General features: G+C 63.6%; 11 protein-coding genes. 2 read left to right on the top strand and 9 right to left on the bottom strand.

The features are described 5' to 3' along the window. Positions 1–76: 76 nt before the first annotated feature. From ACODSP_RS06645 to ACODSP_RS06615, 7 genes are all read right to left on the bottom strand, one after another. On the bottom strand, positions 77–2,011 hold the full coding sequence (locus ACODSP_RS06645) for a sialate O-acetylesterase (RefSeq protein ID WP_488964835.1): 1,935 nt from the start codon (positions 2,009–2,011) through the stop codon (positions 77–79). Positions 2,012–2,030: 19 nt separating this feature from the next. Further along, positions 2,031–3,545, bottom strand: coding sequence for a tryptophan halogenase family protein (locus tag ACODSP_RS06640; protein ID WP_488964834.1), 1,515 nt, complete (start codon positions 3,543–3,545; stop codon positions 2,031–2,033). Further along, a complete protein-coding gene (locus ACODSP_RS06635) occupies positions 3,542–5,068 on the bottom strand; it encodes a tryptophan halogenase family protein (protein ID WP_488964833.1) in 1,527 nt (508 codons plus the stop codon). The genes ACODSP_RS06640 and ACODSP_RS06635 overlap by 4 nt, the downstream gene beginning before the upstream one ends. Positions 5,069–5,125: 57 nt before the next feature. Then, positions 5,126–8,425 carry a TonB-dependent receptor gene (locus ACODSP_RS06630; protein WP_488964832.1) on the bottom strand — a complete coding sequence of 1,100 codons (3,300 nt, stop codon included), beginning with the start codon at positions 8,423–8,425 and terminating at the stop codon, positions 5,126–5,128. 524 nt (positions 8,426–8,949) lie between these two features. Further along, positions 8,950–9,915 carry a GIN domain-containing protein gene (locus ACODSP_RS06625; RefSeq protein WP_488964831.1) on the bottom strand — a complete coding sequence of 322 codons (966 nt, stop codon included), beginning with the start codon at positions 9,913–9,915 and terminating at the stop codon, positions 8,950–8,952. Positions 9,916–10,081: 166 nt separating this feature from the next. Next, on the bottom strand, positions 10,082–10,561 hold the full coding sequence (locus ACODSP_RS06620) for a peptidylprolyl isomerase (RefSeq protein ID WP_488964939.1): 480 nt from the start codon (positions 10,559–10,561) through the stop codon (positions 10,082–10,084). Positions 10,562–10,679: 118 nt separating this feature from the next. Then, the gene (locus ACODSP_RS06615; RefSeq protein ID WP_488964830.1) at positions 10,680–11,279 is read right to left on the bottom strand and encodes a peptidylprolyl isomerase; all 600 of its coding nucleotides are present in this window, start codon (positions 11,277–11,279) and stop codon (positions 10,680–10,682) included. Positions 11,280–11,400: 121 nt separating this feature from the next. Here ACODSP_RS06615 and ACODSP_RS06610 point away from each other — a divergent pair, with 121 nt between their 5' ends. Continuing rightward, positions 11,401–13,581, top strand: coding sequence for an intermembrane phospholipid transport protein YdbH family protein (locus ACODSP_RS06610; RefSeq protein ID WP_488964829.1), 2,181 nt, complete (start codon positions 11,401–11,403; stop codon positions 13,579–13,581). A 33-nt stretch (positions 13,582–13,614) separates the two neighbouring features. Further along, entirely contained in the window at positions 13,615–14,472 is an 858-nt protein-coding gene (locus ACODSP_RS06605; RefSeq protein ID WP_488964828.1) for an exonuclease domain-containing protein, read from the top strand. On the opposite strand, the gene ACODSP_RS06600 is transcribed toward ACODSP_RS06605, so the two are convergent. Together ACODSP_RS06600 and ACODSP_RS06595 are read right to left on the bottom strand one after the other, a co-directional pair. Then, positions 14,473–16,944 (bottom strand): MGH1-like glycoside hydrolase domain-containing protein, encoded by a 2,472-nt coding sequence (locus ACODSP_RS06600; protein WP_488964827.1) that lies wholly within the window; start codon positions 16,942–16,944, stop codon positions 14,473–14,475. Between the two features lie 97 nt (positions 16,945–17,041). Then, positions 17,042–18,064, bottom strand: a complete 1,023-nt coding sequence (locus tag ACODSP_RS06595) for a substrate-binding domain-containing protein (RefSeq protein ID WP_488964826.1) — start codon at positions 18,062–18,064, stop codon at positions 17,042–17,044. Positions 18,065–18,120 lie beyond the last annotated feature (56 nt).

Below are 18,120 nucleotides of genomic sequence, written 5' to 3'. Positions count from 1 at the left end.
GGACATCGCAATACTGAAGGAAGACGGCGCTGCCGGCAAAATCCGCCATGCCGGACGTTAAATTTTTTGGGTGGGATCAGCGAACCGGGATTTCGAACTGTCCTGCCGGCAGTCGCGCATCGTCATAGAGGTTGCACATGCCGCTTTCCGCCCAGCAATAGCGCACGCGAATGGTGGGGCCGTCGCCGATGGGCAGGGTGACGGTATCGCCCGACAGGCCGGCATCGACAAAGCGGCAGCTGTCCCAGCCGGCGCCGCACAATTCAAAGCCGATGGGGCGGTGATGGTTCAAGGCCTTCAGTTTTCCATCGATATCGGTGAACCGGATACGAACCACGTCGCCCTGCCGCTGCGCATCCACCGGCACGGGGCCGGAGGCACTGATCTTTTCACCCATAAGCAAGCGACGGGCCGCACGGGTCAGACGCTTTGCAACCTGTTGCTTGTTGGCGGGGTGGACATCGTACCAGTCGCCAAGGCCGTTGGTGACAGCCATGGCGGCATGTGGATCGGCTACAACCGCCATCCGCTGGCTTTCGCGCAACCGGGCCCAGCCGCTTTCGATGGGCTTGTCCTGCGGATAGCCATATTCCGGCAATTGCACCACGAGGAACGGCAGGTCGGCACCGAACTGCCGCCGCCATCCCGACATCAGGCCCGCCAGCAGCGATTGGTATTCCGGGGCCTTGGCCGTGTTGCTTTCCCCCTGATACCAAAGGGCGGCCCGCACCGCATAGGGTCCCATGGGCGCCACCATGGCATTGCGGATTGTTGAGAGACCGTCCACGGTGCCCCAGGGGGCATGCGGGGCCGTGCCGATCTCGCCTGGCGTCACCTTGTATTGCCAGCCGGCATCAATGGGGACGCGGGTTCCGTCGGCCAGCAGGATCGCCTGTTCATCGGCACTGCCGTAAAGCCCGCCATCGCCATAGCCGTTGATGACGGCAATGGTGACCTGATTGACGCCGGGCTTCAGCGTCCTGGCCGGCAGCGGATACCGGCGCGGATCGCCCGGACCGTAGAGGCTGCCTGCCGGCACATCATTGACCCAGGAGACATCATAATCATCGGCAGAACCCAGCAGCAGGGTGCCCCCCTGCTTCGCCTGCGCTTCTGTCAGGGTGAAGGTGCTGCGGTACCAGACGATGCCGACATAGGGGTTCAGTTCCGGCACGCCCCAGGTCACGAAGGATGTCAGCGACGGTACCGCGCGCCAGCCATCGCCCGCCGCCGGCGCCGTCCGCCACGGTTCGCCCTGGCCCTTCGTCTTCCACCACCCTTCCCAGACGTCGAAATATTTGCGGATGCCGGCATGCCGGTCCTTGTCATAGGCCGACAGGATGGCAAGGTCCTGGCCGTAAAGCCCCGTCTTGGCCAACTCCGCCGTATCCATCCAGCTTTCGATGGTGGAGCCGCCCCAGGAGGAATTTATCAGTCCGACCGGCACATCCACGATCTGCCGCATTTCCCGCCCGAAGAAATAACAGACCGCAGACATGTCACCCACCGTTTCCGGGGTCACCGCGCGCCAGCGTACCGGGTGGGTGAAGTCGCGCTGCGGGCTGGTATTGGTGGCGCGATCCACGGACAGGTATCGGATATTGGGGTGCTTGGCCCGGTTGGTTTCTGTCCAGCTATCCAGCGAGCGGGCGACCTGCATTTCCATATTGGACTGCCCGGAACAAAGATAGACGTCACCGACCATCAGGTCAGCGGCTACCTGCTGCGCGGTCGCTGTCTTCGCGATCAAAGTGAGGGGGCCGCCCGCGCCCCGTGCCGGCAGATCGGCGCGCCAGGCGCCATCCTTGCCCGCCTTGGCTGTCACCGTGGCACTGCCCAGCGTGACCGTCACCATCTCCCCCGGCTTGGCATCACCCCAGACAGGGATGGGCCGGTCGCGCTGCAGCACGCCATGATCCTGGAACATCGGGTGCAGAAGCGGGGCATCGGCCGCGAACGCGGTCCCGGTCAGCAGGGAAATGGCCAACAGCAGCGGCAGGCGCACGGACATCAGCATTGTCTCCGAAAGGTCAGGCCGGATCGGCCTTGCAGAAGCGGTTGATGAAATCACCATGACTGGGCAGGCGGGCTGCCGCCTGGGCCAGGCTTTGCCGGCGCAGGTGCAGTGTTTCGAGCACTTCCCCGCGATCCTGCGCCGCCATCAGCGAGTCCAGACGCTGCGGGATCAGGCCCAGGCCGATGAAAAGCGCCTGCCAACTGGGCGTGACGAAGGTTTCCTCGTTCAGCAGAACCACCTGCCCGGTGGCACGGAAGGTTTCGATCTTCTCCGCCAGGGTATCGGGCAGGGGGGTGCGGCGCCGTTCACGCCAGAATTCACTATCTTCACGGCCATTCAGCGCATAGTGCAGGATGATGAAGTCGCGGATACGGTCGAATTCCAGCGCCTGGATACGGTTATATTCCGCCGCCAGCCCCGGATTGAAATCCAGATCTGGCAACAGGTTGACCAGCCGCGTGATCCCGCCCTGGATCAGGGAGATGGAGGTGCTTTCCAGCGGCTCCACAAAGCCGGATGAAAGGCCGATGGCAACGCAATTGCCGATCCAGAAGCGCTGCCGCCGCCCTGTCCTGAAACGCAGCAGGCGTGGTTCGGCCAGAACCATACCATCCAGTCCGGCCAGCAGCCGTTCCCGCGCCGCGTCCTCCGTCACATGCGCGCTGGAGAAGACATAGCCATTGCCGGTTCGGTGCTGCAACGGGATGCGCCATTGCCATCCGGCCTCCAGCGCCGTGGCGCGAGTGAAGGGGGCGGGAGGGCCATTGCCGGCGCAGGGAACCGCCCAGGCCCGATCAACCGGCAGCCAATGGCTGTAATCGACCCAGGGTTCGGCCAGGGTCTTATCGGCCAGCAGGGACACGAAGCCCGAACAGTCGATAAACAGGTCGGCGGCCAGCACGCGGCCATCGGCCAGATGGACCTGGGTGATGAAGCCGGTCTCGGCGTGCCGGTCCACCCGCGTGATCCGTCCTTCATGCCGGACCACCCCTTCCGCCTCCGCCTTGGTACGCAGCATTCGTGCATAAAGACTGGCATCGAAATGGAAGGCATAGCTGAAATAGGCATAGGGGGAGCGGGGGTCGTTCTCCGGTGCTGCGAAACGCCCAGCGGCAGCCATCACCGCCGCCATGTGATAATCATCAAAGGGACCGACCGCGTCCTGCCCCGCCAGATGGCGGGCCACCAGCCAATGGTTCAAGGTAGAGTAGGGGCCGGCATTGACGATGTAATCCCCAAATCCATGGAAGAAGCTGGTGCCCTTGGCGCGCCAATCCTGGAAGGCGATGCCCAGTTTGAAACTGCCCTGTGTCGCCTTCATGAAGGCGACCTCGTCCAGGCCGATGGAACGGTTGAAGTCGCGGATGGTGGGCACGGTGGCCTCGCCCACCCCGACAGTGCCGATCTCCTCGCTTTCCACAAGTTCGACGACCGTGCCCAGCCGCTTGACGGCCTGGTTCAGGGCGCAGGCAGCCATCCAGCCGGCTGTCCCGCCACCGACGATCAGGATACGGCGCAAGTTTTTCATGCCGCTCCCCGGTGGGCGGTGCCGGCGATCAGGCGGGACAGATAGTCCATATGTCGCGGGGCCGCCCTGGCCGTCTGCGCGATGATCTGTCGTGTCGCGTCAAATCCCTGCCGGATATCGTACAGGTCCCCCGCATCGGCCAGCGGGTCGTAAGACGCCGGCTCCACCTCCTGCCCCAGCAGGACGGCCAGCCAGTTCGGTTCCTGAAACAGGGTCTGGTTGGGGAAGATGGCGCAGCCGCGTGCGCGGAACAGTGCCATCTTCTCGGCCAGACTGTCCGACACGTCCATATGGCGCATCCTGTCCCAGAACGGGTCCCCGACCCGCTGATTGGCGTGGTAATGCAGGATCAGGAAATCGCGAACCTGCTCCAACTCCTCCCCGATCATGCGGTTATAGAGATTGGCCGACAGGGGATCATCCTTGGACAGGGGGAACGTCGCCGCGAACTTGATCAGCGCATGCTGAATGAAATGGATCGATGTGCTTTCCAGCGGCTCCAGGAAGCCCGACGACAGGCCCACGGCCAGGACGTTCTTATAACGCGACTGTGTCCGACGGCCCGTGGTGAAGCGCAGGAAACGCGGATCGGCCAGCGCCTGCCCATCCAGATTGGCCAGCAGCGTCGCTGCCGCCTGATCATCATCGATATGGTCTGCGACATAGACATAGCCGTTGCCGGTGCGGTGGCGCAGATTGATACGCCATTGCCAGCCCGCCGACCGGGCCGTGGCCGTGGTGAAGGGGACGGGATCGCGGGTACGGGCGGATGGCACCGCCACGGCCCGGTTGGCGGGCAGCCAATGCGACCAATCCTCATAAGGCCGGCCCAGCGCCTGCCCGATAAGAAGGGCGCGAAAGCCCGTGCAATCGATAAAATAATCCCCGTCGATCCGTCGCCCATCGGCCAAGATCAGGTGGCTGACGGTGCCGTCGGTGGGGTCAAGTGCCACATCCGCGACCGTTGCCTCCACCCGCGTCACGCCGCGCGGTTCAGCAATGGTGCGCAGATAGGCGGCATAAAGCCCGGCATCAAAGTGATAGGCATAGGCCAGCGTTGATTTCGGCGACCTTGCATCCGGTGACGGGGTATCAAAGCGCCCTTCATCGGCCAGCTTCTCCGCCAGCCAGAAATCGGACAAGGGCACCGTGTAACCGGCGGCACGCAGACGCAACCACCAGGCGTGAAAGGAGACGCCCTTGATCGCCTGTCCCGGCTGTCCGAACGGATGCATGTAGCGATGACCTGGTCGCACCCAATCCTGGAACGCAATCCCCAGTTTGAAGGTGCCTTCGGTTGCCCGCATGAATTCCGCCTCGTCAATACCGACGGCGCGGTTGAAGAACTGGATGGGGGGGATCGTGGCTTCACCCACGCCGACCGTCCCGATATCCGGACTTTCGACAAGGGTGAGACGCAACCGGTCACGCGGCAGAACATTGGACAAGAGTGCCGCAGCCATCCAGCCGGCGGTGCCGCCGCCGACGATGACGATATGCCGGATGGGTGCTGCCAAGATCATCTCCCCTGAAACAGACCCGGCGGATGGGCACATCCACCCGCCGGGGAACACGTCCGGTCAGTAGGCCGCGCGCAGCACGAAGGTGAAGCGGCGGTCGGCGACCGTGTAATTATGCTTGAAGATGAGGTCCTTGCTCATCATCCCCTGGGTACCGTAGTACCAGTTGTCGCGCTGGTCGACGGAGATGATGTTCTTGGTATTCAACAGGTTGGCGGCCTGCACCCCGACCTTCAGATTGTCGGTGATGGAATAGACCACCGACGCGTCCATCTGCCCGTAATCCTCCATATAGGCCGGAGCCTGGACATTGGAGGCCGAGGCCGACATCAGGTAGCGCGAACGCCAGTTATAGGCGAAGCGGACATCGAAGCCGTACTTCACATAAAGCAGCGCCGCGTTGAACGAGTATTTGGACAATTGCTCCAGCGGCAGCTCCAGCTTGGACGCCCCGATCTGCACGCCGTCAAAGACGTTGGAGGTGGTGTTGCGCGTACCTTCGCTGCGCAGGATGGTGAAGTTGAAGTCCGTACCCAGGCCGGATAGGAAGCTCGGCAATTCGTCATAGAAATAGGTTGCCTGACCTTCGAGGCCGTAGATGCGGCCCTTGCCGAAATTCTGCGGGATGGTACCCACGACAGTCTGCGTCACACCATTATTGGTCAGCTGCAGCGCCGTTTGTTCACCCTGGATGTAATTGCGCACTTCCTTGTCGAAAATACCCAGGGAGAACATCGAGCCCGGCTTCACATACCATTCGAACGACATGTCGAAGGAATGTGCCCGCATCGGCTTCAGGTCGGGATTGCCGGAGAAGTAATTGAAGGCCACACCGGAATTGTACATGACGGGATTGCCGCCGGCGGTCTGCGCGTCAAGTTCCGCTTGGGTATAGGCACGGCCCGCAGAGGTGTTGAAGACATTATCAGCCACCGTCGCGCGACGCTGCTGATAGGTGCCGTTCATCGTGAAGGATGGCTGCAACTGGTAGAAGTCCGGCCGCACGATGGACGTGGCGGCCGCGAAACGGACCACCTTGTCATCATCCGGCCTGAACCGCAGGTTCAGGCTGGGCAGGACGTTGGTATAGTCGCTCTTGTACCGCGTCTTGGTATTGGCGCCGTTGGCGAACCGCACCGCATCGCGCGCCGCCTGGGAATAGGCGGACTGATCACCGGTGATCGACAGTGACGGGAAATGGGCGAAGCCCTTGGAAACACTCTCCGTGCGTACGATACGCAGGCCGGCATTGCCGTCCCATTCCAGATCAGACCCGAACAGCGTGTCGGAACCGAAGCGTGCCGTGGCATAGGCGGCCTGGGTGCGTTCCGTCTGATCGTTGGTGCCGATACCGGAGGTGGAGGTGGGGGCGTATTCATAGTTGCCGTTGAACGGCACCCAGAAATTGATGTTGGAGCCGACCGGTCGTGACGGGTCCAGCAGCTTGTTGTTGGCGTCCACCGGCGCACCGGCCCAGATCGGCAGGTAGGAGGCAAGGCTGCCATTGGGGAAGGGGCTGAACTTGTCAGCATTGGCGGCCCAGGACGGGATGGTCCCGTTGCCGCAGGTGGAGCAGTAATAGCCGTAATCGTTGGAGGTCGGGGCCGCCAGACCCTTGCCCAGGTTGGGCGTGTAGAGCAGGGCCTGGATATGATCGAACAGTTTGCCCTTGTTCTTCGCCAGTTCCATGGACGGCATCCACAGGCTGGGCGGCGTGCTGCTGCCGCGGAAGAAATTATCGAAGCTGACCGTTTCCTGATACTGCGGGAACTTGTCCACCGACGCCGTCTGTGAGAAGGCCCAGGGCGCGGTGATCAAGGCCCAGTTATAGCCGCCATCCTTCTGTACCGAATGACGGTCGGTGACGCGGCCACCGAATTTCAGCGACTTCAGGAAGTCGCCATCGACATCATAGGCGATGTCCAGCTTGCCTGTATTCTGGTTGGCGCGGTCGATTTCATTATGATCCATCGCGGCATACAGGTTGAAGGCGCTTGTGGACTTGGTCAGGTCGCTGGCGGTGATCTTCGGCACGCTGCCGCGCAGGTCCAGACCGATGCCGCCCGGCATGGTGACCGTATTGTAAACGGTCATGTCATAGACGTCGCGCTTGGCCTCGATCCGCTGGAAATCGGCCTTCACCGACCAGCGGTCGCCTTGCCATTTCACGCCGGACGAGCTGTCCCAGGTCTGCGCCTTGTCCTCGCCATAGCGGGTTCCCAGGTTCATCAGGAAGCTGTTGGCAACGCCGTTGCCGCCGCCACCGCCATCAACAATGCTGCCGGTCAGGAAATTGCCATTCTCATCATAGGTGAAACTGGTCCCTGTCGCGGGGGCGTTCATGAAATTCTGGTTGTTGGTCGCCGAACAACAAGCCGAGGTCTGGGCGAAATGGTCCTGGTTGATCAGCTTCGACTTCGACAATAAGAAGGTCGAATAGATTTCCGTGCTTTCGCTGGGCTTCCACTGAATGGCGCTATAGACGCCGTCGCGGGTCTTGTCGCGATCCTGCAGGCGCCATTGCGCACCCGTCGGCACCATCACCACGTCCTGCGGCTGGCCCGTGATGCGGTTATTGCCGTTGAAGTTCAGCGTGGCGCCACCGTCGTAGGACGACTTGGTGGTTGCCGAATGCACATTATAGGGGTCGACCTCAATGGCGTTCAGACGGCTTTTCAGCTCTGAATGCGCAATATCCACCAGAAAGCCGATCTCGCCGATGCCGGTATCGAAACGGTTCGAGTAAAGGCCCGATGCGGAGGGCGTCCATTCCTTGCGCAGGTCCCCGCGCGTGGCATCCAGCGAGGCAGCGATCTTTTCGCCTGCCCCGTCGAACGGCATCCAGGTGCGCAGGTTGACGGTACCTCCCAGGCCGCCCTCCACGATGTCGGCGGACGGGTTCTTGTGGACATCCACCCCGGCGGCCAGTTCGGGTGTCACATCTTCCCAGCCAAGAGCCCGGCCATTCTTGGCGCCAAAGCTGTCGCGGCCATTGATTTCCGACCGAACCCAGGTCAGGCCGCGGATCTGCACGCCGGAACCTTCGACATTCAGACGGTCGATGTCGCGCACCTCATTGGTGCGACCGATCGAAACGCCGGGCACGCGCTGCAGCGCCTCTGTCACCGACCGGTCGGGCAGGGCGCCGATATCGACGGCGGAGATCGAGTCCACGATCTCCTCTGCGTTGCGCTTGGTTTCCTGTGCATTGTTGATGGCCTTGCGCTGACCAACAACAATGATCTCCTCCAGCGAGGCAGCCTCATCCTTGGGCGCCGTCTGGGCCTGCGCCGCGCCGGCGGCCAACGCCAGACCGGAGGCGGAAAGCAGCGCGAATAACTTGATCTTTGTGGATGTCATTGGATTACCCGAAGGGCCTTTCCTGGTTGTCGATCCCCAGCCCCTGTCCGTCAGCGGGGAGGGGGAGAGGCGGCACAGAGCCACCGTTCCCCTCCCGCGGTCAGGCGGGGGCGGTTTGTCGCGGGGTCTTGGCCGTCAGGTACGGAAGGGCCTATCCGGCGGGGGCCAGACGCGGCGTTCCAAACGGTGGCGGCGGGTGCCCCGGTTGTAAGCAGGCGTGATTCTTCAGCAGGCGAACCCGATGCAGGGCGTCAAACACCATGCAGGAAAGGGCCTGATCTGAAATTTTTATCTAGGTCGAAGTCGCCCAGGCGGAGCCGCCGGGTGTCGCGTTCGCTGACCGCTCATATCATCTACCTCCCCGTCACGTTCTTTTTTTAATTTGATTTTATTATTGGCACCCACATAAGGGCGACCGAAGCCGCCCACCCCGTTTTACAGGTAAATAACATATTATTAATCTTGAATAGCGCTGTCAATCGCCGTTTCGGGGGGCAACGCCCACCCATCCACTGTCTTACCGATCAGCCGCCGACACGGACTTTTCCGCTGCCGGAGTGGCGCTGGCTGACATTTCCGGTGACCTGCCGAACCTGGATATCGCCGCTGCCGCTGGTGGACAGTTCAGCCCGATCTGCAACGATGTCCAGCCGGGCATCAGCGCTGCCGGTGGCGGAAACCTGCAGGCTGCCCACGCGGCCATCCCGGATGCTGACACCTCCATCGCCGGAGGTGCGTATCTTCACATTGTCCGCACTGATCATTCCCAATTTCAGGCCGCCCGACCCTGTGGCCTCAAAGGATAGCGGACCGTTGACGCTTTGCGCACGAATGCCGCCGGAACCGCTGGTTTCCAGGATTGCAGCACCTGCCGCGCCTACCTCCACCCCACCGGAGCCGGACAGATCAACCTGCAGGTTGCCGATAAGGCCCCCGACCAGCATCCCGCCGCTGCCCGACGCCCTGATAATGGCATCCCCGCCTTCCATCCGCGCGACCTGCCCACCGCCAGAACCGGAGAGTGAGGCATCAAGCCGGCCCGCGACCTGTTCTGCCGACAGGCCGCCGGACCCTGACAGCCGCAAGTCCAGCCGGTCAACGGGGACAGTTACCCGATATTCTCCACTTCCGCCTTCGCGCACCGACAGGTCGCTGCCCGACGGCAGCGTGATGGTCAGGCGCAGGGTTTCCCTCTTCCGCGATTGTGATAAGGGGCAGCGATTGCCCTGCTTGGTGACCGTTATACCATTGCCGCCGTTGGAGACGGACAGGGCGTCGATTTCCTCGGGATGCTCGGCAACGGCACTGACGCTGATCTCATCGCTGCGCGACGCCGGCAAGATTTCCACCTGCTTGGCGCAGGGTGTCGAAATCGCCAGCGTGCTTCCAGAAAGGCTCCAGGATTTCTCGGCCGCCATCGCGGGCAGGGCCATCGCCGCCGACAGGGCTATCAAAGAGAGGCGGGCTGCGGCGATTGTCGGGCATGCCATCGGGTGGGCTCCTGCGCGTGACCATGATACGGACCTTTTGCATACTGGTCCGATATCCGTACGGCTGCACAGGTCCATTTCCCCTCGACCTGAAAGCACCCCCAAACAGAAACGCCGTCCCGAGGGTTCGGGACGGCGCTCCAGACTTCAGATGATGGTCGAGGCCTCAGGTGGCTTCGACATCGGCAGCGACGCTCAACTTCACGATCTGGTCGGGATCGCGAACCTCGCCATTCCGGCCGGCGCCGCGCTTGATCTTGTCGACATTCTCCATGCCGTCCACAACCTTGCCCCAGATGGTGTACTGACCGTCCAGGAAGCGGGAATCGGCGAAGCAGATGAAGAACTGGCTGTCGGCGCTGTTGGGATTGGACGCGCGGGCCATGGAGCAGGTGCCGCGTACATGTGGCTCGCGCGAGAATTCCTGCGGCAGGTTCTGCCCGGAACCACCCATGCCATTGCCATCGGGGCAGCCGCCCTGGGCCATGAAGCCCTCGATCACGCGATGGAAGGTCAGGCCGTCATAAAAGCCTTCACGCGCCAGTTCCTTGATGCGCGCCCCATGCTTGGGCGCCAAGTCGGGGCGCAGCTGAATGGTGACGCGGCCTGAGGCCAGGTCGAGATAGAGGGTGTTTTCCAGATCCATGTCAGTCATCGTCAGTCATCCTTGCCAACCGGTTGCCCCGGTTCTCGGTTGCATGTCGGCGGGCACCATAGCGGCATGTGACGCCGATGGGAACTAGGCCCACGGGATGGCCCACCCGCTATTTCGGCGGGGCCGGAGGCGTGGTCGGCGGTACGGCCTTTGGTGGGCGCGGTGGATCGGATTGGATGCGCATGCTGATGATACGGTCCGGGTCCTTCACCCACCCTTCCTTCTTCTTGTCGCCGGCCTTCAGCTTGTCGATCAGATCCATGCCTTTGATGACATGGCCCCAGAGGGTGTAGTTGCCATCGAGCGAGGGGTCCTGTGCGTGGGTCAGGATGAAGAACTGGCTGTCGCCACTATTCCGGTTCATGCCGCGCGCCATAGACACCACCCCGCGCACATGCGGTTCCTTGCTGGGTTCCAGTTCCAGCCAGCGGCCCGTGCCGCCCCGGCCTGTACCGCTGCGATCACCCGTCTGGGCCAGCGACCCGGCAACGACACGATGGAAAGGGACGCCATCATAGAATCCGCGCCGCACCAGTTGCTTGATACGGGCCACATGGATGGGCGCCAGATCGGGCCGCATCTGGATGATGACCATACCGGTCTTCAACTCCATGATCAGCGTATCGTCGGGATTGGCCGGCGGGCGCGCCGCATATGACAGCGGAACGGCCAGCAGCAGGCAGAGCAGGACCAGAAGGCGGGACAGCATGGGCGGCATCATCTCTCAACCGTTGCGCCCGCCACGATAGCGGTCGCATCTTTGCATGGAAAGAGACCGGATGCCGCGAAGGCGGCGGAATTTGCCGGATGGGGGCGACGGATTGCGCGCATTGAAGCGGAAGGAGAAGGTTCTGCTGGCCGGTGGCCTGCTGGCGCTGGGGCTGCTGGCCTTCTGGTTGTCTTTGCCCGGCCTGCTGGCCGCACGCTGGACATCGCAATTGCGTGCCCTGGGTTTCCTACAGGCCGAACTGGCCATCGATGATTTCGGCCTGACACAAGCCACCGGCGCCTTCTCCCTCGGGCATGAGGATGGCGCGGACCGGTTCATCGCGCGCTATACACCTGCCAGTCTTTGGTCTGGGCGGTTCACGGGGCTGGAGGTGCGGGGGCTTCGGCTGTCGCGCCCGCTCACCGCTTCCATGTCTGATCTTCCCGATGTAAACGCCCCGGTGCAGATCACCCAGGCCCGCCTGACCCTGGCACTACCCGGTGGCTTGGGCTCCGTTCCCCTGCTAATGGATGCCGCCATCAATTCGGTTGAGGGTGGATGGCACGCGGAGGGGCAGGGGACACTGACGGTCGGATCAACGGGCGTTCCAGCCCGCATCACCGCCGATTGGCGCAGGGATGGCCTGTCGGCTGCCGGCTTCAGTTTGACACCTATTCCCGGTGGGCCACGTCTGGGGGGACAGGGCAGCATCCGGCGTCTGGCCAATGGTGGCTGGACAGGCGAACTGGATGTCAACGCCAAGGCGCTGCCACAGGGTTTGCCAGACATGGTGCTACGCTGGAAGGCGGGGCAGGGGCAGGCCTTGCTGGAATGGCAGGGCATTGCGCGCCTGGATGCCCTTCTGGACCCCGATGAAACCGGCGGGCAGCGTCTGGCCGCGACCCTGCGGGTGGATGATGTGCCCGGCTTCGCCGCCCATCTGGGCCGTCCCGATCCCGGCCTGACCGGTGGTCCGGTCACCCTGGCCCTTTCAGCCCGCAATGTTTCAATGGACCTGCCGCCCCGCGACTGGCCCGATATTGCGGTGAGCATTGGGGCCCGCAGCTTGGGCATCGGGCAGGGACCGCGCGACAATGCCGTGTCGTTGTCCGGCACCGCACGGCGCATTGATGGGGAATGGTGGCTGTCCCCCGCCGCTGATCAACCGCCCGGCAGCCTGACCATCCCGACACTCGGCCTGTCGGCGAAGGGATTGCTGCTGACCGGGCGGCTTGCATGGCCGCTGGACCTTGATGTCCGTGCAGCAAATCTGCGCCTGCCCTGGCTGGCACCGGCCACGCTGGCGGCTAGGTTGCGAGGCGACCCGGCGGAAGATCTGCGCCTGGAATGGAACATGGTGACCGGGAATGGCGGGGCCAGCCTGACGGGTGCCGTGGAGTTGAACGGGGCCGGTGGCCGGGCACTGGCTAAATTGGCCCCGATCAGGCTGGGGGAAGGGGATGCCGCAGAATTATTCCCCGGTGCGCCGCTGCCGCACGCCCTGACCGGCAACATCGCGGCCCGGCTGACGGCGGCCTGGAACAGCGAGAAGGCGGACGGCACCGCCGATATCCTCCTGGAAGAGGCGGGGTTGCGCCTCCCCGGCCTGCATCTGGCCGGGATCAACGGTGTGTTGCGTTTCGATCAGCTGTCGCCGCTGTCCATGCCACAGCAGACCGTGGCCATCGGTCTTTTCGATCCCGGCATTGCCCTGACCGGCGGTGGCCTTGGCCTGTCACTGCCGGCAGACGGGGTTCTGCGTCTGGCACCGGAACCGTTCAGATGGGCCGGGCAGAACATCACCCTGCCGCAAAGTACGTTCCGCCTTGGCAATGATCATCTGGACCTGCGTCTGGATATCCCCGCCACGCCCGTTGCCGATGCGTTGGCAGCCCTGGGAGTTGTGGATGTCCAGGCCGAAGGCACTGTGATCGGTTCGGTGCCGATCCGGATTGATGCTGCCGGTGCCCATGCCGGTGCCGGCGGCCTGCAGGCGGCCGGGCCTGGAAGACTGTCCGTGCCGGCTGGCCCGCTGCCTTCATGGCTGGACCCTGTCCGCAATGACAGTTTGGCGTTGGTTGGCCGTGCCCTGTCCGACTATCGCTTCCGGTCGCTGGGTATTATTTTTGCCGCTGATGGTCCGCGCCTGACATTGGATGGTGCCAACCCATCGATTTATGGCGGCTATGCCATGCCCATGAACCTGATCCTGATGCCACCGCCCAGGACGGTGCCGACAGGAGGGGGGCCATCCGGCGTGGTTGCAGCCGATATGGCGGCGTTCAAGGCGCGCAAGGATTGAGCTATACCAGCGCAATCGAACCGGAGCCTCGCCTTGATCGAACTTGCCATTGATTTCGAAACCGCCAATGCCCGCCGCGACAGTGCCTGTGCCGTTGGTGTGGCGGAGGTGTTTCGACCCGAGGCATCGATCTTCCGCCGCCTGATCCGCCCGGAACCCGCCGAATTTTCCCCATTCTGTGTTGCGGTGCATGGTATTCGGGCCGCCGATGTGGCCCACGCGCCGACCCTTGCCGGCATCTGGCCGGATCTGTCACGCCGGCTGGAAGGGGCTGTGCTGCTGGCGCACAATGCCAGTTTCGATTCCGGTGTCCTTACGGCCTGCCTGACCGCCGCCGGACTGCCGGTGCCCGCCATTCGCTTCATCTGCACTGTCGAACTGGCCCGTGCCGCCTTCCCCGATCTGCGCAGCCACAAGCTGAACATCGTGGCCCACCATCTGGGCATTCCGCTGGATCACCATGAAGCGGGCAGCGACGCCGCCGCCTGCGCTGCCATCGGCCAGCATGTCGCCATGATGGTCGGCGCCGGTTCTGTAGCCGAAGCGGCGGAAAAGCTGGGGGTCGGACAGGACAGGCCCCGTGCCGCCCGTCCGCCATCCGCATCGTCCCGACCGGGGTTGGCCACGCCCACCCGCCGGGTGGATGGGCAAGGCTTCGTGGTGACCGGCACCCTGGCAGCCTGTTCCAGGACCGATGCCGCCCGTGCCATCAAATTGGCCGGTGGACGGTTCCAGACCTATGTCACACAGGACACGGACTGGCTGATTGTTGGCCTGTCACCCGGACAGACCAAACTGACCGCCGCCCATGCCCGGCAACAGCGTTATGGCCGCCTGCGCATGGCCACGGAGGCGGAATTCCTGGCCATGCTGGGCATCAATCCGGCGTGATCAGGGCAGCCGATCCACCATCAAGGTTTCAATGCGCGCCTCGTTCACCGGCCCTGTCATGCCGCCGGGTCCGCTATAGCTGGCATTGGTGGAAAGCGCGCTCATATTGAAGAAATCCTCGATGCTGGCGCGGTAACGACCGGCGGGCAGATCGAAGATGGCGCGGGTGGAACTGCGTGTCGAATAGCGATCCCCCTCCGGATCGATATGCGGCATCTGCAAAATGGCGCTGTACCGCTTGCCCGTCTCATCCACCAGAACCAGCCGTTTGACGGCATTGGTCACACCGGTATTCACGGCATAGGTCCGGTTCTCGTAGGTCGTGGCCAGGGCGTGCCGCCCGCCACTCCCCACAGCGACCTGCCCAAGGTCCAGCGTCTGGCCCAGCCGGGCCATTTTACCCACCGCTATCGTCTGTGCCGCTTCCCCGCGCAAGCAGACCGGTGCCGATGGCTGTGATGCGATGTTGGTCGAAACATGCACCGCCACAATGGAATAGCAGGCGGTCATCGCCGGAGGCGGCGGCGCCTTGTCCGTCCAGCCGGACCCCGCAACATCGTCGGCAACCAGCACGCCATCACGCAGCACGCGGTACCGCAGCGGCGTCTTGTCCTTCGTCGGTCCGAAATCCAGGGCGACACTGTCCATGGTCCGCCTTGCGCCGGAAATACCGGGGGTCCAGGGCATGAAGGCCTGCGGTTCCACATGGCTGACCGGGTCAATTACGGGGACCATGGTTACCCGGCTGTCCGACATCTGCGCCGTGCCGAACCGGACCTCGATCCGGTTGCGGCTGGCCGTCAATTGTTCAGGATGGATGGGACCGGTCATGGCGGTGCCGTTCAGGGTGATGCCCGCGACGGGATAGACACCGCCACCCGCCGCCTTGGCAGGCAGGATCAGCGCGATTTCCACCGGCTTGCCGGCAAAGGAAAGGCCGCCCAGCACCGCCTCGGGCTTGGTGAACTGGGCACGGGTCGCGGTTGTCAGATAGGGTGCGATGCGCACACCGCCGGCACCCGGCTGCCAGCCGAAGACATCCTGAACCACGGCACCGTAATAGGCGCCGACGGACCAGAGCTGACGGCGGGAATTAATCTCCGGCCCATCATCAAACTGTGCCCGTCCTGTCAGCCATTCCAGATTCTCCATGTTGGAGAGGTGCATGGCGGCGGCCCGTTCCAGTGCTGCAAGCCCCTGATCCACCGCGGCCACATGGCCAGCGGCGATGGCGGCCCGCACGGCATAGGCCGTGACGAACGGCCATTGTGCACGGTTGTGATAGACAAACTCCCCCGGTGCCTGCGGCCATACCACTGAGGGGCCGAATGGGGCGAAGGGGTAGCGGTCGAAGATCGACCTGGCCTTTTCCGGCGATGCCACACCCGACAGGACAGCCAGCGCATTGCCCAGCAGATCGTATTTCTCAATCCGGGCCGGCGTCGGCTCTGACATGGTAAAGGTGGCGTACATCCCGGCCCGCGCGTCCCAGAAACTCGCATCAATGGCCTTGGTCAGGGCATCCGCCCAGCCATCATACCGGGCCGCCGTCGCACCATCGCCCAGTTCACGGGCCAGCCGGGCGGTAAGACGCAGGGCACGATATTGCAGGACGTTGGTGGACAAGGCCTTGGATTGCGCCATCGCCGGCAGATGTTCGCGGACCCACGGGGCATAGGTCTGTTCGCGCCAGTCCAGGAAACTGTGTTCACCACCGTAAAGACCGTTGGCCGTGTCGAATGCGGCGACCCGGTCCGCCTCCACGGTGCCGCGCAGCGCGTCATAGGCCTTGCGTGCGAAATCGGCACGGGCGCTGCCCTGCAGGTTGGCCAGCGCCGCCTCCGCCCCCAGCGCCCAGGTGGTGCGGTCTGTGCTGATCGGCCAGGAACCGCCCGAGCCTGTATCCTGCACGATCTGCGTGGACCCAGAGGGAAGTTCGGCGGGCACCGTCACGCCTGCCCGGAAACTGCCTGTCTTGAACAACAGACTGTCCACCGCGCGAACAGGGTCCAGCCCCGCCAGCCCCAGGTCCAGCGCGTAGGACAGATCCCGCGTCCAGACATAGTTCCACTTCTCGCCCGTCTCGAAACAGTTGCAGGCGATGGGCTGCCCACCATTATAGGCCCCATCCTTGATCGAACTGACACTGGCCTGGGCGGCATCGTCCACCGACTGCGCGAAAAGCGCGTCAAACAGCAGATTGCCGGTCAAGGTGTAGGCACCGCGCTCCGTGATATCGCGTGTGCCGGGCGTATTGTCGCGTTGTGGTGCGCTGCTGGTCAGGTGGAACTGCCGCGTGCCCGGCTGTCCCTTGACCTCCACCGTCACCCGTGCAGGCTTGGCCCCTGGCTCCAGCGCATAGGGCGGAAAGGTCCGCGTCTCCGCCGCATGGGCCGCCTGTCCGGCATCCAGGGCCAGGATCGACAGGCTGGCGGCGGTAGCCAGCAGCAGCAGGCGCGGAGACGGGGGCATGGTTCCTCCAACTGTCATGATGGTTCTTGGGCGGCTCGGCCTTCCCGTGAAGGTGGGATGAGGGTCACTGCAATTGCAACAAATAATCTGCAAAAAATCAGGCGCCGCAGGATTCCCGGACGATCAGATCGGTGCTTAGCCGTTCCGACGTAGCCTGATCCCCGGCCAGCAGGCGCAGCAGTTTGGCCACAAGCAAACGCCCGGCCTTGGCGGTATCCTGGCGGATCGTGGTCAGGGCCGGGTGGGCATGGGCCGCAATTTCGATATCGTCATAGCCGACGACGGCGACATCGTGCGGTACGGACAGGCCGCGCCGGTTCAGTGCGCGAATGGCACCGATGGCGACCAGATCACTGACCGCCACGATGGCATCGAATGCCACGCCCTGGTCCAACAGATCATCCACCGCCTCCACCGCCGCATCGGGCACCAGACGGCAGCGCCGGTGCAGGCTGGGGTCCGGCGTGAGACCCGCCTCCTGCAACGCGCTCACATAGCCTTGATGACGCTGTGCAAGTTCGATCGTATGGGTGTCACCCAGAAAGGCGATACGTTTGCGCCCCAGGCGGGCCAGATGGTGGGCGGCGCGATATCCACCCCGGACATTGTCACTGCCGACGGAGCAATAGTCCTGATCCGGTGCCACCGCGCCCCAGACCACGAAGCGCCGGCCATCGCGGAACAGGCGGTTCAACGCCTCGTGCAACTGGCTCTGACCCAGGAAGATCATCCCGTCGGTCTGGCTGCTGTCGAGCAGATCGGCCAGCCCGCGCTGATCAACCGGGGTGGCATGGCCGATGGTCAGGTCCAGCCCCCGTTCGCGCATGGCAAGGCTGGTCCCGCCGACCAGACCCAGGCTGAACGGGTCGACCGATTGCCCGCCGGCATGGGCGGGTGGCATCACCACCATCACGGATGGCCGGTCGCCGCCTGCCGTCTGCCGTGCGCGGCGAGGGGGCGCATCATACTGCGCCGCCTCCGCCAGTTCACGGATACGGCGGCGGGTTTCGGCATTGACGGCGCTGCTGCCGCTCAATGCCCGCGATACGGTGGAAACCGACACGCCGGCTTGCCGGGCGATATCCTGTAGCCGTGAAGCGCGCGCCCTCGCATCATCCATACCGCAAGTCCACCCCGTATCCGCCGAAGGAATGGTTCCCTTCTGCCTGACATCAC

It is taken from the genome of Niveispirillum sp. FG156, from assembly GCF_057809555.1.
This window is presented reverse-complemented; position numbering and strand designations above follow the sequence as displayed.

Bases quoted from the DNA above. Each gene is read 5' to 3' on its own strand.
- ACODSP_RS06620 (WP_488964939.1), bottom strand. From the start codon at position 10,561: ATGGATCTGGAAAACACCCTCTATCTCGACCTGGCCTCAGGCCGCGTC.
- ACODSP_RS06630 (WP_488964832.1), bottom strand. From the start codon at position 8,425: ATGACATCCACAAAGATCAAGTTATTCGCGCTGCTTTCCGCCTCCGGT.
- ACODSP_RS06640 (WP_488964834.1), bottom strand. From the start codon at position 3,545: ATGAAAAACTTGCGCCGTATCCTGATCGTCGGTGGCGGGACAGCCGGC.
- ACODSP_RS06625 (WP_488964831.1), bottom strand. From the start codon at position 9,915: ATGGCATGCCCGACAATCGCCGCAGCCCGCCTCTCTTTGATAGCCCTG.
- ACODSP_RS06600 (WP_488964827.1), bottom strand. From the start codon at position 16,944: ATGCCCCCGTCTCCGCGCCTGCTGCTGCTGGCTACCGCCGCCAGCCTG.
- ACODSP_RS06635 (WP_488964833.1), bottom strand. From the start codon at position 5,068: ATGATCTTGGCAGCACCCATCCGGCATATCGTCATCGTCGGCGGCGGC.
- ACODSP_RS06645 (WP_488964835.1), bottom strand. From the start codon at position 2,011: ATGTCCGTGCGCCTGCCGCTGCTGTTGGCCATTTCCCTGCTGACCGGG.
- ACODSP_RS06595 (WP_488964826.1), bottom strand. From the start codon at position 18,064: ATGGATGATGCGAGGGCGCGCGCTTCACGGCTACAGGATATCGCCCGG.
- ACODSP_RS06615 (WP_488964830.1), bottom strand. From the start codon at position 11,279: ATGCTGTCCCGCCTTCTGGTCCTGCTCTGCCTGCTGCTGGCCGTTCCG.